Raw genomic sequence first — 15,378 nt, forward strand, 5'->3', positions numbered from 1 at the left:
ACAACAAAATTATATATCATCAAAAAAAATCTAAAAACTATTATCTAAACTAACCAGGTTAATCCCGACTTTAATTATTAATCAGCTCATAAATTTATGAACCTTTAATTTTATCTCCTTTTTAAAGCTAAAATTAGTAACTATTTACAAAATTTAGGTGTAAAATTTACGATATATTCATATATTGTACTTTGAAAACCACAAATTAATATTAAAACCGAATGAGTATGAAAAAAATAACAAAACTTTGCTTGACTCTTTCACTACTTATGCTTAGTGTTTCTTGTGATGTATCGTATTTTGATAAAGAGATTGAGGATATCTCTTGGAATGGTGAAGTAAAAATTCCTGCTGGATTCATCGACTATAACTTGTCTGAAATTTTTGACGATTTAGGAAGTAGCGATCTTACCCCTACTTCGTCTGAAGAGTTTAGTTTTAGTTATACAGAAACCTTTTCTGGCCAAAACAACGATTCCTTTAACGTTTCTATAGATGATATTTCTATTGATAACTCTATTGAAAGCCCCATAACCTCTATTGATTTAGATCCTTTAGGAGAATCTTTTCCTTATACAATTACAGACGAAATTGCTCCTGGCGTAGTTAATCCATTAATAGGAAACTATAAAAGAAATAATCAGAAAATTCATGATTTAGAATTATCTCAAGAACTAACAAGAGTTGAGTTTAATGATGGCTTAATGCGTATTTCTTTCGAATCTACAATTGACGCTAGTATTAATTTAACTGTTACGATACCTTCTTTCACTGCAAAAAGTAATCAATCTATTTATACAGAAACTATAAATACTAATGGAAGAAACACTGAAACTATATCAATTGATTTAGCAGACTACAATGCTGATTTAACAAATGATGGAACTGGTACTGGCAAAACAGTAAACAAAATTGTTATAAATGTTGATGCCAGTTTTACATTTGTTGCCGGAAACCAAGTAGACGCTAATGATGCCATTACTTACGAAGCCTTACTCTCTAACGCAACTTATGATGTTATCTATGGTGATTTTAAGCAAGAATCTTTTAATGTTAGCTCTAATACTATAGATTTAGGTGATTTTTTTGACAACTTTAATGATGGTGAGGTTTCATTTAATAATGTAGAAATGGCCATAAATGTAACCAATGATTATGGTTTTCCTATCAGTATGGACTTATCTTCTGTAAGAGCAGTAAACGCAAATTCTTCTATAAACTTAAATTACAATGGCACAAGCTCATTACCTAACACCATTATAATTGATGGTGTAGAAAATTATGGAGATGATGAAAAAGTTACCAATACCCTACTAAATGATGCTAACTCAAATATATCTAGTTTACTAGAATCTAAGCCAACATCATTAGAATTTGACATTTCTGGAATGGCAAACCCTATTGATGATGGTAACCCTAATGAAAATTTTTATGCAGCAATAAATAATGGTTTTAATGCTGAAGTTGCGATTACTTTCGACAAAGTTAGCTTAGATAAAGAAATTGAATTTGATGGCGCTGAAGATTTAGACAATTTCGAATATTTAAAATTACTGGTTAATGTAGAAAACAAAACCCCCTTAACAGGAGATATTGTTTTAGAGTTTAAAAATAATAACGGACAAATTGTACACACAGAATCTATTAATGCTTTTCAAGCTGCAAATGTAAATCAGTCTGGTGAATCTGATGGTATTCCGGTTTTATCAGAATTTGAAATAGAATTAGATCAAAACGAAATTAATCAAATTATTGATGCAACTCTCATTAATGTAAGACTTACACTTCAATTACCAAATGAAAGAGATTCTGTGATGATTAAAGGTAGTGACGAAATAAGTGTTGCTGTAGGTTTAGAAGCAAGAGCAAATGTAACATCAGACAATTAAAATTATGAAAAAACATATATACTCAATTAGCCTATTGTTTTTTATTTTCATAAACAATACTAATGCACAAGATTACTTATCTTTTTACAATTTAAGAGATTACGTTATACAAACACAAGATATTTCTCCCATATATTTACCAAAATATAAAGTTAACTTCGGTACGCCTTTAAATGTAGGGTTTAACCTAAACTCAGATATAAAAATTAGTGATATTTTGGTAGAAAGTGGCAACAATTTAAAAATTGATTTTAATAACCTAAATGCAGTTGCAGCAGAGGCAAATGCAGTTGCTACAGATGTTGTAGCCAATATTTTTATGTTAGGTTTTAAAACTAAAAAAGGTTCTATAACACTTTTTGCAAATGCCAAAAATAATTTAGTTTGGGAGTTCTCTAAAGAATTTACAACTATAGCAGCTAATGGTTTTGGAGAAAGTTTTTCTTTAACCGCAGAGAAAATTGGCTTTACCTCATATAGTGAAATTGGAGTTGGTATTACAAGAACCTTTTTAGAAGATAAACTTGCTATTGCTTTACGATTAAAATCTTTAAGCGGCATTGCACATTCTTCTCTAGAGGATGGTGCACAGTTTTCGTTAGACATTAATCCTGCTAACTTTTTATGGACAGTAAACACTGCAAACGCAACCGTAAATACCTCTGGAGTTTCTAATACTGATAATTTATCGTTTTTTGGAAAAAATGGTGGTTTTGGTTTAGACATTGGTTTGGGCTACGAATTCAATAATAAACTTTCTTTCGAATTCTCAATTAACGACATTGGCACTATAAATTGGAAAGAAAATGTTACCAACTATAATTTACAAGATGTTACCAATGGCATTTACAACGGTTTTGATTTTCAAAACTCTGGAAACGTTGAAACAGAAATAGAAGATGCTTTAAACGATGTTTTGGGCGCTACAGAAACACAAAAAAGTTTTAAAACAAAAATAGGGTCTAGAACATTTGTGTCTGCTAAATATAAGTTATCAGAAAAAAACATACTACAAGCTACCTATTTTAGCAACAACAACCCATACGTGAATATGAAACCAAGTTTTGGTTTAGGTTACAACAGAGCTTTAAACAAAGCAACTTATGGTATTATTGCAAGTGCAGGTGGTAATAATGGTGGTTTTAGAGTGGGCGCAAACCTTTCTGTTCAACTAGGGTTCTTACAACTTTACACGGCTTTAGAAGATGTTTCTAATATAGGTGGTAAAGTACAAGAAGCCAATACTGCTAATTTTAGATTTGGTATGAATTTTTTATTTGGCTATAAAGGAAAGTCTAAAAATCCAAAAATTGCAGAAAAAGATAAATTAGAAGCTAAAACGTATTAGCGACTAATTTTTTGAATTGATTTTAGAAGAAGAGGATGTAGATTTCCTCTTTTTCTTTTTGCGCTTTTTTCTCATTTTGACAAACATTTCTTTATACACATCAACATCTATTTTTGCTTTTCTTGCCGAAATAATTTGAGGAAAATCAAAATTTAATTTTGAGTCTTGTCGTTTTAAGTTGTCATCTTGAAAAGCGCGTTGCAAAATATCTTCAATTAAAAAATCTTCGTTTTCAGTTGCTGGATGATATTCTTGTTTTAATGATAAATCAAATACATTAGCTGTTGTGTTATACCAAAATGCATTCCAGCCACTTCTCAGCTCTTTAATGTTATCGAAAGCAGTTTTACCAGTTTGACGATGAATTAATTTAATCAAAATTCGACCTTCTGTTCTGGTCATTTTTTTAATTTGATCTGTAAATTCTCCTTCTATATATTTCTGAATTAGTCTAGTATATTTCTTTTTTTTTCTTTTAGATTGTATTCTAGATAACCTAACCTTTAATGTATCTAATCTTGTAGCAGCCAACTTTGCATAAGGATAGGCCTTGAATACTTTTCTACGAAACCATAAATAATAACGTATATCTTCTCTAGATTTAAAGTTTTGTTTCGGTATTAAAGTAATTTCATTGAGTTTTATAGTAACTGTATCTCCGGGTTTTGCAAAAATATAATCTTCAAAATTAGGTGGTATCGAATCTAACTCTTCTTTTTTTTGAGCAAAAGAAGCAAGTGAAATACATACAATAGATATGTAGAGTAATTTTTTCAAATTAAAAATGATTCAAAATGTTTAAGATTGCTACTATTTTTACAACACAAAATTAAATGAGCAAAAAGGTTGCCAAAACGTATTACCTAATTTTTTCAATAAAATCTTGTTCTGAGATGATGGGAATTCCTAAAGTTTCTGCTTTAGCTAATTTGCTTGGTCCCATATTATCTCCTGCCACAATAAAATTTGTTTTTTTAGAGATCGACGAACTTACTTTACCTCCATTATCTTCTATGGCTTTTTTGAGTTCGTTTCTACTCATTTGATGAAAAACTCCTGAAACTACAAAAACTTGTCCTTGTAATTTATCCGTTTGATTTACCAAACTTTCTTGAGAAACTTCTAATCGCACTCCATAAGATTTTAACCTATTAATCAATTGGATGTTTCCTAAATCTGATGAAAAATCAATAATACTTTGTGCAATTCTGTCGCCAATTTCATCCACAGCAATTAAAGTTTCAAAATTTGCTGCCATTAAATTGTCTATAGATTTAAAATGTTTCGCCAACTTTTTGGCCACAGTTTCACCTACAAAACGAATGCCGAGTGCAAATAATACTTTTTCGAACGGAATTTCTTTTGATTTTTCAATTCCGTTAATCATGTTTTGGGCAGATTTTTCGGCCATTCGTTCTAAAGGAATCACTTGCTCTACTTTTAAATCGTATAAATCTGCATAATTTTCTATCAAGCCTTCTTTGCGTAACAAATCTACAGTTTCGCCTCCTAAACCATCAATATCCATGGCTTTTCTGCTGATAAAGTGCTGAATTCTTCCTGTAATTTGTGGTGGGCATCCAAATTGATTGGGACAGTAGTGTTTTGCGTCACCAACTGTTCTTACCAATTCTGTATTACATTCAGGGCAATTAGTTGCGTAGATTGTGGGTTTAGAATCTTCTGAACGTTTTGTAAAATCTACCCCAATAATTTTTGGGATAATCTCCCCTCCTTTTTCTACAAACACAGTATCATTTTCCCTAATATCTAACTTTTCTATTTGATCTGCATTATGCAAAGAAGCTCTTTTTACAGTAGTTCCTGCCAATTGTACAGGTTCTAAATTCGCCACTGGTGTAATTGCTCCTGTTCTACCTACTTGATAAGTAATTTCATTTAAAATTGTGGAAACTTGTTCTGCTTTAAATTTATACGCAATTGCCCATCTTGGTGCTTTAGAAGTATAGCCTAATTCTTCTTGATGTTGTAAATTGTTTACTTTAATTACAATGCCATCGGTTTCGTAAGGTAAATCGTGTCTTTTGGCATCCCAATGATTTACAAAATCAAAAACTTCATCAATCGACTTTGCCAAGGTAATGGTTTTTGGCACTTTAAAACCTACTTTTCTGGCATTCTCTAAACTCTCAAAATGCGTTTTGTATTTTCTTTCGGATGTTACCACCTGATACAATAAACAATCTAAAGGGCGTTTTGCAACCTCTGCACTGTCTTGCAGTTTTAAACTTCCACTGGCTGTATTTCTTGGGTTTCTGTAGGCTTCTTCGTCATTTGCCAATCGTTCTTGATTCATTTTTGCAAATCCGTCTAAAGGCAAAATAATTTCACCACGCATTTCAAAATCAGTGATAAAATCACCTTTTAATAATAACGGAATGGAACGAATTGTTTTTACATTATTGGTAACCTCATCACCTTGAAAACCATCACCTCTTGTCACTGCTTTTACAAAACGCCCATTTTCATAGGTTAGGTTAATGGATGCTCCATCATATTTTAACTCACAAGTATATTCTAAGTCAGTACTACCTATTATTTTTTGAATGCGTTTTTCCCAATCCAATAAATCTTCTTTAGAGTACGAATTGTCTAAAGAATACATTCTGTTTTTATGAACTAAAGTTTCAAAATTTTTGGTGATAGTACCACCTACTCTTTGTGTTGGTGAATTGGCATCAAAATATTCTGGATTTTCTTGTTCTAATTTTTCAAGTTCTTTGAGTTTTATATCAAATTCAAAATCGGAAATAGTGGTATCATCTAGTACATAATAATTATAATTATGTTGATTTAATTCGTTGCGAAGTAGCTCTATTCTTTCTTGAACACTCATATAGACAAACTTGTTTTTGAGTTTTAAAAATTGTATATTCTTTGGATAATCAAAAATGATTTAAAAAAATGAAATACACTATAAAAATACATAAAATTTCTACAGTTGATGATCTTGAAAATGCTTGGAATACGGAAGACTATAAAGAACTTTTACGAAGATTCGACTTTACAAATGATGATGTAAACGATACCAAGGAGTTAAGAGAATTACTTTTTATGGCAATTGCTGATAGAGACCCGAGTGAAGCTGCTCGAATTGTTTTAGATTATAAATTATCTGATAAAATGAATGAACATCAAATAGATTCTGTGTCTTATGAAATGTTGGTGGATAAAATTTCTGAAGAATATCCAAGAATAGGCTTACACAAAACTCTTTTTGTGATCAATCAACTTTTATACAAGGCTTTTAATGGTAAATTCCCAAACACGAAAGCCACGATTATTGATTTTGAAATTACACCCAAAGCAAACGCAGATGAAACAATTACAAAAGAAATTGCCCTAAAATGTTTTACACAGAATTTAGATAGCCATAATGTGATTATACGATTATTTGAAAAACAGCTAAATGGCGAGGAAGAATTTGATGAAGCTGATGATATTATTTGGGAAATTAAAAAGAATGAAAACTCATACAGATTAATTACTTCTGATTATTTTATGAGTCCCCAAGAATTTTTAAATGAGGAGTTTGAAGCTAAAATTGCATTTTTTGAAGAGGAATAAAATCTTTAATTGATGAAATTATTTCTTTTTTTTGATTTATTTAAAGTTTACAAGTAAAAGTTAATGTTGCACAATTTATTTTCAAAAAAGTTATAAATCTTAGATTAGCATCATAAATAGTTTTGCTCAAAAAAAAGAGAAATCTCTCGACTTCTCTTTTAAAATTTGATGTTTTAATTCTTTACCCTTCACAACTAGCACATTCTTTCTTTTGTTTGAATTTCTGTGCAGCATTCATACTGTGTTGGTAATACATCGATTTTACACCCAATTGCCAAGCATTAACATATACTTTGTTTACGTCTTTAATTGGCATATCTGGATGTACCATAATATTTATAGATTGTCCTTGATCGATATGATTTTGACGATTTGCAGCTTGATATACAATTACGTTCTGATCAATTTCTGAATAGGTTTTAAACACGTCTTTTTCATGTTCTGTTAAAAACTCTAAATGTTGTACAGAACCATCATTATCACGAATGCTTCTCCAAACATCTGGTGTGCTTCTACCCTTTTCTTCTAAAACTGCTTCTAAAATTGGGTTCTTAATCGTGGTTTTAATTTTAGCAATATCTTTTACGTATACATTAGACCAAATTGGCTCAATACCTTGAGACACTTGACCTAAAATAAATGCTGACGATGTGGTTGGCGCAATTGCATTTAAGGTGGTATTGCGTCTTCCATAACCTTTTAAAATAGCTGGCTCACCATATTCTTTGGCCATAGCTTCTGAAGCTGCATACGATTTTTCTTTAATCAATTTAAAAATTTCGCTGTTTAAAGAATACGCTTCTGCACTATCAAAAGGCAACATTTTAGATTGTAATAAAGAGTGCCATCCTAAAGCACCTAAACCTAAAGCTCTGTTGTCTTTTGCAAAGTTATACGCTTTTTCCATAAAACGGAAAGTAAACTGATCGTCTCTATTTGAAGAGTCTCTGTACACTTCTAATTTCTGAATAAACTCTTCCATTACAGCATCTAAGAAATACGTTAAGGTTTCTACAGCATCTGTATCTTTCCATTTGTCGTAATGCAATAAGTTGATTGATGATAAACAACAAACAAAAGACCAATCTTCATTAGAAGGCAACATAATTTCTGTACATAAATTACTTGCATAAATTTCTAATTTTTTATCTTTATATACATCTACAGTACCATTATTGGCATTATCTCTAAATAAAATATACGGATAACCGATTTCGCCTCTACATTGCAATACTTTTGCCCAAAGGCTTCTTTTTTCTACATCACCATCAATCATTTCTTGCATCCATTGGTTACTTACAGTAACACCATGTGTTAATTCTTGAATTGGATTTCCTTCTGTACCAATTTCTAGGAATTCTTTAATATCTGGATGATCTATGGGTAAGTATGGAGAAAAACGACCTCTTCTTACAGAACCTTGGCTAACAACGTCTACCATTTTTTCGAACAATTGCATAATGTGTACAGAACCCGAAGACGATCCATTATTTTTAACTTCTGCACCTCTTGGACGTAATTTACCAAAGTAACCAGAAGTTCCACCTCCTAATTTAGACATCATTCCTACCTCTGATTGAGAGAATAAAATGTCTCCCATATCATCAGCAACATGCGAACCAAAACAGCTTATTGGCAGCCCTCTTCTTTTACCAAAGTTAGACCAAACAGGCGAGGCTAATGAATAAAAGCCTTCTGCCATGTAGTTTTCAAACTTGTTTGCAAAACCAGGCTTTTTAAGAATTCTTTCTGCATTTTCTGCAATTTCGCGAATTCTTCCTTCTGGTGTTGCCCCTTTTGTTAAATATCCAGACTCTAAAAATTTACGACTATTTTCTGTGAGCCATTTAATTTCTGGTGTTCCTAGATTTTCAACAATCTCTTTTCTTGAAGAGTTTCTTGCTTCAATTAATTTTTCGTGGTCGGTTTTTGGTTGAGTTCTGTTTTTCGTGTCTAAGTTCATGGTTTAAAATAAATCGTCGCTAGTTATACTTTTTGTTCTTTTACTGTAGTTTATAGATCTTTTTACAAAGAAATCTCCGTGTTTTGTTCCAATAATTTCGTCATCAAACCATTCTGTTTCAGAAAGTAGGGCTTCATCGATATCAAATATTTTTGGCACACCAATACTTTCTAACGATTTATTAAATCTGTTTTTAATAAATTCGTTGATTACATTTTTTGGTAAGAAATCCAATTCGCCTTTTTCAAAAATCCAATCAATAATTTTGCTTTCTGCATAAAATGCTTCGTTACACATTTCTTGAATCATTAAGGTATAATCTTCATCAAACCATTCTGGATTTTCAGATTTGATAATTTTAATAATATCAATACCAAAATCGCCATGAATTTGCTCTTCTTTAGAGGTTGCTTCAACCACATTAGAAATTCCTTTTAAGGCATTTTTATATTTGTTAAATGCCATAATAATTAAGAATTGCGAGAATAACGAAACATGTTCGATAAATAAAGAGAATAACAAAACTGACTCAGAAAACTCTTTATTGTCTTTACTTTTAGAGTTTTGCAATGCCAATTCTAAATAATTGACACGACGCATCATTACAGGGTTTTTCTTTAAATTTTGAAACTCGTTGTTTAATCCTAAAATTTCTAACAAATGTGAATAAGCATCATGATGACGAACCTCACTTTCTGCAAAAGTAGATCCAACTGAACCAATTTCTGGTTTTGGCATTTTCTTATAAATATCGCCCCAAAAAGATTTTACAGCTACTTCTATTTGAGAAATGGCCAACATGGTATTTTTAATAGCGTGTCTTTCTGTGTCTGAAAGGTTTGTTTTAAAATCTTGAATATCACTAGTAAAGTTAAACTCTGTATGAATCCAATACGAATGTCTTATGGCATCTACATATTCATACAAAGCAGGATATTCGTAAGGTTTTAAATTTACACGTTTTTCAAAAATATTTGTTTTTCTATTTCTTGCTTGCTCATCTCTATATAAAATATATGCTTTTGCAACATCTCGAAAAGGACTGTCCATTAACTTTACCTCTACAATATCCTGAACCTGTTCTACAGTAGGCATGTAAAGTGGCTCATTTAGTTTTCGTTCTAACAAAGCTCCGTTTACAATATTAGAAATAGCAATGGCATCTTTTCTAGTACCATTACTTACGGTATTCATTGCTTTTTCTATGGCATTTGTAATCTTTTCTAACTCAAAAGGGGCTGTTTGGTAATCTCTCTTTATGATATGCGTTATTTCCACTTTGTATGATATTAAGTTAATGTTAATTTTTAGCCTAACAAAGATTGTGATTTTTGTTTTTAAAAGAAAGTCATACTTATTCACAAATCCCTTGAAGTTTTTAACAAAAGTGTGAAATAACGAATATTTGACGCTTAAAAATATAATTTTTAAAATACTGACTTTAAACTTCTTACAATTTTAAAATCGCTACAGCCTTTATGTTTACTGACATTCTTAAAACATGTTTTTTATGAGAGAAAAAATTAAAAAAAACTCTCCTTTTTTAGATTTTTTCTAATTTAGCTTCTCTAAAACAAAACCACTAAAACGCTAATAAAAAACTTTTACAAAAACAACTTATTACTTATAAAAAACTATAATGTTTACAGCTTCTCATCTTAAATATTGTGGCAAAAAATCGCTTTAGACTTGTATTTAACAAACATGATTATTTAGATTTTTTTTACATAGCAACAAGTACAATAATTTATTTTAAGCAATTTTTTTTTGGCGTATTTTTGCGTAAATTTTACATCTGATGAAAAAAAGGTTTCCTAAAATTGTTCAGCTTGCCATCATATCGTTATATCTGATATTTTTAGCAGGTGCTATTGTTAGAATGACAGGTTCTGGAATGGGTTGCCCAGATTGGCCAAAATGCTTTGGGTACTATATTCCACCTACTTCAGAAGAACAAATAACATGGAAACCGAATACTGAATTTAAAAAAGGCTTTATTATCATTAAAGATGAAGCTTTATTTGTTGCTGAAAAAGATCTTACAACATCTGCAACTTTTAATGCAGATCATTGGGCAGAATACACCAAACACGACTATAATGTGTTTAATAAGTTTCATACTTGGACAGAATACATCAACAGATTGGTTTCTGTACTTGCTGGTTTTGTGTTTCTATTTTTAATTTATGCATCTACTAAATTTTGGAAAGAAAAGAAAGTAATTACCCTACTCTCTTTTAGTGCTTTTCTTTTAATGTTATTTGAAGCTTGGTTAGGAAAAACTGTAGTTGATAGTAACTTAACACCAACCATTATTACCATTCATATGGTGGTTGGTTTAATTATCATTGCCATTTTATTGCGTATAAAATTTATCATTTCTGCTAAAAAAACATTTACATACAATGCTTTGTTCAATAAATTATTAATAGCATCTGTAATTTTTTCATTGATTCAGATTGCTATGGGTACTCAGGTAAGACAATTTATTGATGAACAAGTAAAACTATTTGGCTTTGAAAATAAAAATTACAGTTTAATGGATCCGAATTGGAAATTTTACTTCCATAGGTCGTTTACCATCGCTATCGTTTTGGTAAACTTAGGAATGTTTTACATCAACCAAGCAAAAAATTTAGGGTATAAATTGGTGAATTGGATTGTGTTTTTAATCTTTCTAGAAACTATAACAGGTATATTAATGTATTATGCAGAAATTCCATTAGGTACTCAGGCAGTTCACTTGTTGTCTGGCGCATTTTTATTTGGCCTACAATTTTATCTTTGGATGCAGAGTAGAAAGACAGTTACGAGTTAGGAGTTTAGAGTTAGGAGTTTAGAGTTTGGAGTTAGGAGTTGAGAGTTAGATGTTTGGAATTAGCAAAATCAATAGTGTTAGAATTTCAAATAAAAGTTTTTGGTTAAATTGACATACTCTTTTGTGTATTGATGACGCTCTTTTTCAATAATTAAATGTGCTTCTTTTATCTCTTTTTGATGAAAAGAAAACTCCAACAAACTTCGTTTAATTTCTGAATTTAGGTTGCCTTGTACCCTGCAAACTCTATTTAAAAACAAATTACACGCTTTAGCTGCATTTACAAATACTATCTCTTCTTTTGCAGGAACAACCACTGAAAATATACCTTTAGGAGATAGTATTTTTACCACCCCTAAAATCAATTCTTCAAAAGACAATGCACTTGTAAAACGAGCTTTGTTTCTAGATTCATTATCGGTTTTAAAATCATCTGTATAAAAAGGTGGGTTAGAGACTATCAAATCGTAAGTTTCATTTTCAGTTGCAATTTCATCTGCAAAATCTTGAAACGTACTATGATAACAATACAGGCGATCTCCCCAATCAGAACTCTCAAAATTCTCTACTGTTTGTTCGTATGCTTTTTCATCAACTTCAACAGCATCAATTGTCATTGCATCAGATCGTTGTGCAAGCATTAAACCTATAACACCTGTACCAGAACCGATATCTAAAATAGCATCTGTATCATCATCAATATTACACCAAGCTCCTAAAAGTACAGCATCTGTACCTATTTTCATCGCAGTTTTATCTTGATGAATCGTAAATTCTTTAAATTGAAAAGGTTTATTCATTTTTCAAAAATACAACGAAAAACAACGACTTTAACATACTGTATGGTTTTTGTATTGGTCGTATAATCCTTATAGACAAGACTTATACCTACTTTTATAAAAAACAATTTCATGAAACAATTCTACGTAGTAATCTTTTATTTTGCAATAACGCTAAGTACCTTTTCACAACAAATGCCTATTGATTTTGAAAATGCTAATCATGTATTTTCTGGCTTTAGTGGCGCAAGTTTTTCTAGAGAAACTGATCCAGACAACGCTTCAAACAAAGTTGGGCAATTTAATAATAATGGTGCAATTGCAGATCAAGGTTTTTATATAGACCTAAACAGAGCTATCAACGTTACAAATGAAAAAGAAATTACACTTTCTTTCTATGCTTTTGACCCGAATGAACATACAGTTTTAGTAAAATTAGAAAATGGAACCAACCCAAATGTAGAAGTACTGCAAACTATTTCATCTGGTAATGCCACAGACTGGCAAAATCTAACGTTTGATTTTTCGAGTGCAAAAGAAACGAGTTCAGGCAACACCATTAATGCATCAGGAACCTACACAAAATTGGTAATTTTTATCGATTTAGGCGAAACAATTGCAGGAACATATTTACTTGATAATATTTCTGATGGCACAACATCAACAGACCCAAATGTATTAGATGTAGTTTATGATAAATTAGTTTGGTCTGATGAATTTGATGGTAACACACTAGATACTGACAAATGGCACCATCAAACCATAGGAATTGTAAATGGTGGTTGGGCAAATGGAGAAATACAACATTACACAAACAGTAGTGAAAATTCTTTTGTTGCAAACGATAATTTGAACATCGTTGCTAAAAGAGAAACTATTGTGCAGAATGGTGTTTCTCGAGATTTTACGTCTGCAAGATTAAACTCTAAATATGCATTTACCTATGGTAGAGTTGATGTAAGAGCAAAACTTCCAGAAGGAGAAGGTACTTTTCCTGCAATTTGGACGTTAGGAAAAAACATTAACGAAGTTGGCGCTTATTGGCAAACACAAGGCTTTGGAACAACTCCTTGGCCAGACTGTGGAGAAATTGACATTATGGAACATGGTTTACACGCTACAAATACAGTATCAAGCGCACTACACACAAGGTCGAGTTTTGGGGGCACAGTAAATACAAAAACAAAACCTTTAACAGATGTTGCCAACACGTATCATGTATTTTCTATGAATTGGTCTCCAAATCAAATTACTTTTTTGGTTGATGATGAAGTACATTACACCTATAAAAAGCCAGCTAATTTTACCGATGTTAATTCTGATGGCATTAATGATGGTTGGCCTTTTGATGACCCTCAATTTTTGCTTATAAATTTTGCTATGGGAGGTATAGCTGGGGCTGTAAATCCTAGTTTTACAGAAAGTAGCTTAGTCATAGATTATGTTAGAATATACCAACAATCTACAGCTAGTACCGATGACATTTTTAATGATAAATTTACAATATACCCAAACCCATCATCGAGCATTATCCACATTAAAACTGATGAAGATATAGACAACATTGAAATTTATTCAACTATTGGTAAACGAGTTTTTACTAAAAAAATGAATTTCGAAAAGATTGATATTTCTAGTTTAAACTCAGGATTATATTTCGTAAAAATTTACAATGGTAAAAAAGTTGCAACCCAAAAAATTATCGTGAGGAAATAAGATTTTGTAAATTTGTACAAAATGAGATTTAAAATGAATAAAGTACTATTTTTTGCGTTAATTGTATTTATAATAAGTTGCTCTTCACCTATTGAAGCGCCAACAGAAGACTTAGGAATTGTTTCTCCTGATAATATGGTGAGAATTGAAATTACAACTACGGAACCAAACGATGAGGTTAAAGTAAATTATTATGTTTACCAAACCGATGATTATAATCTAAACGTTTATCCTTTTAGTTATGATGCTCAAGGCAACGCAGAACCTATTGTAATTAGATTAGATAATTATGATTTTAGGTATATTCAGGGTGAGACTTATAGAAACAGAGCTAGTGACGCTTCTCCATTAAGTTTAAAGATATTTTTAAATGATGAAGTAATCGTAGAAGAAACCTCTGAAGTAAGTACCACAAATAGAAATGGATTAATACGATTTAATTATGACATTGTAAAAAAAGAAAGTATTTAAAATATATTTTAATCAAACAAACTTTTTAAGCCTTAAAATTAAATAGAGATAGTCTTAAAAACTTAAATATTTTTCTTTTGGTAATAGTTTGACACGCTTTTATTTCTATGACCTATAAAAACCTTTACTTATAATGGTTTTGAAACTCTTTGCAGAGAGGAAGGGATTCGAACCCTCGATACCATTTCTAGTATACTACCTTTCCAGGGTAGCCAGATAAACCACTCTTGCACCTCTCTGTTTAGTTCTGAATTAAAATTCAGTTATATATTTTTATAAATACAGTTCTATTAAGCCTTCTGGAGTTGTAACCTGAACCAACTGCTGTTCTCTATCTACTTTTTTGATAAAATCATCAATTAGAGGAATAAAGATTTCTTTTCCTTGTCTATCAATTTCAAACAAAGGCTGTGCAGCTTTGTCATTGATGTGAACAATTTTACCAACTTCACCAAAATTTTCATCAATTACGGTAAAACCGATAACTTCATGAAAATAAAATTTATTACCCGTTAGTTTTGGTAATAAATCTAGAGGTAGGTATATACCACATTTTAAAATGGAATCTGCCTCCTCTTCAGAATATACATCTTCAAATTGTACTCTTAATTGATTTCCTTTGTGTAAAGAACTTTTTTCAATAAAAAATGGAACCAAATTTGTGCCGAATTCGACATAAACTGATTCCATATTTTTATACAACTCAGGTTCGTCTGTATCTAATTTGATAACAACCTCACCCTTAAAACTATATTTTGTAACGATTTTGCCTAAATAAAAACAATCTTCTTTACGCATCTTCGTGT

General features: G+C 31.0%; 12 protein-coding genes and 1 tRNA gene. 6 read left to right on the forward strand and 7 right to left on the reverse strand.

Features of this window, described 5'->3' with window-relative positions; genetic code table 11:
• Positions 1-227 precede the first annotated feature (227 nt).
• Positions 228-1,889 (forward strand): hypothetical protein, encoded by a 1,662-nt coding sequence (locus ACW9UN_RS07540; protein ID WP_459485411.1) that lies wholly within the window; start codon positions 228-230, stop codon positions 1,887-1,889.
• A 4-nt stretch (positions 1,890-1,893) separates the two neighbouring features.
• On the forward strand, positions 1,894-3,237 hold the full coding sequence (locus ACW9UN_RS07545; protein ID WP_459485413.1) for a DUF5723 family protein: 1,344 nt from the start codon (positions 1,894-1,896) through the stop codon (positions 3,235-3,237).
• 3 nt (positions 3,238-3,240) lie between these two features.
• On the opposite strand, the gene ACW9UN_RS07550 is transcribed toward ACW9UN_RS07545, so the two are convergent.
• Together ACW9UN_RS07550 and ligA are read right to left on the reverse strand one after the other, a co-directional pair.
• Entirely contained in the window at positions 3,241-4,014 is a 774-nt protein-coding gene (locus ACW9UN_RS07550) for a DUF4294 domain-containing protein (RefSeq protein WP_459485416.1), read from the reverse strand.
• Positions 4,015-4,096: 82 nt separating this feature from the next.
• Positions 4,097-6,094 carry an NAD-dependent DNA ligase LigA gene (gene ligA / locus ACW9UN_RS07555; RefSeq protein ID WP_459485418.1) on the reverse strand — a complete coding sequence of 666 codons (1,998 nt, stop codon included), beginning with the start codon at positions 6,092-6,094 and terminating at the stop codon, positions 4,097-4,099.
• Between the two features lie 68 nt (positions 6,095-6,162).
• Between ligA and ACW9UN_RS07560 the strand changes: the two genes are divergently transcribed.
• Complete coding sequence (locus tag ACW9UN_RS07560) at positions 6,163-6,825, forward strand: hypothetical protein (RefSeq protein ID WP_459485420.1); 663 nt, start codon at positions 6,163-6,165, stop codon at positions 6,823-6,825.
• 181 nt (positions 6,826-7,006) lie between these two features.
• Here ACW9UN_RS07560 and ACW9UN_RS07565 read toward each other — a convergent pair whose 3' ends face one another.
• Both ACW9UN_RS07565 and ACW9UN_RS07570 read right to left on the reverse strand, forming a co-directional pair.
• Complete coding sequence (locus tag ACW9UN_RS07565; protein WP_459485423.1) at positions 7,007-8,788, reverse strand: ribonucleoside-diphosphate reductase subunit alpha; 1,782 nt, start codon at positions 8,786-8,788, stop codon at positions 7,007-7,009.
• 3 nt (positions 8,789-8,791) lie between these two features.
• Positions 8,792-10,066 carry a ribonucleotide-diphosphate reductase subunit beta gene (locus ACW9UN_RS07570; RefSeq protein ID WP_459485425.1) on the reverse strand — a complete coding sequence of 425 codons (1,275 nt, stop codon included), beginning with the start codon at positions 10,064-10,066 and terminating at the stop codon, positions 8,792-8,794.
• Positions 10,067-10,586: 520 nt separating this feature from the next.
• Here ACW9UN_RS07570 and ACW9UN_RS07575 point away from each other — a divergent pair.
• Positions 10,587-11,606: a COX15/CtaA family protein gene (locus ACW9UN_RS07575; protein ID WP_459485427.1), complete on the forward strand. Its 1,020-nt coding sequence runs from the start codon at positions 10,587-10,589 to the stop codon at positions 11,604-11,606.
• A 77-nt stretch (positions 11,607-11,683) separates the two neighbouring features.
• Here ACW9UN_RS07575 and ACW9UN_RS07580 read toward each other — a convergent pair whose 3' ends face one another.
• Complete coding sequence (locus ACW9UN_RS07580; RefSeq protein WP_459485430.1) at positions 11,684-12,406, reverse strand: tRNA1(Val) (adenine(37)-N6)-methyltransferase; 723 nt, start codon at positions 12,404-12,406, stop codon at positions 11,684-11,686.
• A 111-nt stretch (positions 12,407-12,517) separates the two neighbouring features.
• Between ACW9UN_RS07580 and ACW9UN_RS07585 the strand changes: the two genes are divergently transcribed.
• On the forward strand, positions 12,518-14,101 hold the full coding sequence (locus ACW9UN_RS07585; protein ID WP_459485432.1) for a glycoside hydrolase family 16 protein: 1,584 nt from the start codon (positions 12,518-12,520) through the stop codon (positions 14,099-14,101).
• A 33-nt stretch (positions 14,102-14,134) separates the two neighbouring features.
• Positions 14,135-14,572 (forward strand): hypothetical protein, encoded by a 438-nt coding sequence (locus tag ACW9UN_RS07590; protein WP_459485434.1) that lies wholly within the window; start codon positions 14,135-14,137, stop codon positions 14,570-14,572.
• Between the two features lie 152 nt (positions 14,573-14,724).
• Here ACW9UN_RS07590 and ACW9UN_RS07595 read toward each other — a convergent pair.
• Positions 14,725-14,811 (reverse strand) — tRNA-Ser (locus ACW9UN_RS07595).
• 34 nt (positions 14,812-14,845) lie between these two features.
• Positions 14,846-15,370, reverse strand: coding sequence for a ribosome maturation factor RimM (gene rimM / locus ACW9UN_RS07600; protein WP_459485436.1), 525 nt, complete (start codon positions 15,368-15,370; stop codon positions 14,846-14,848).
• Positions 15,371-15,378: the final 8 nt, after the last annotated feature.

This window comes from Polaribacter litoreus (assembly GCF_054584775.1).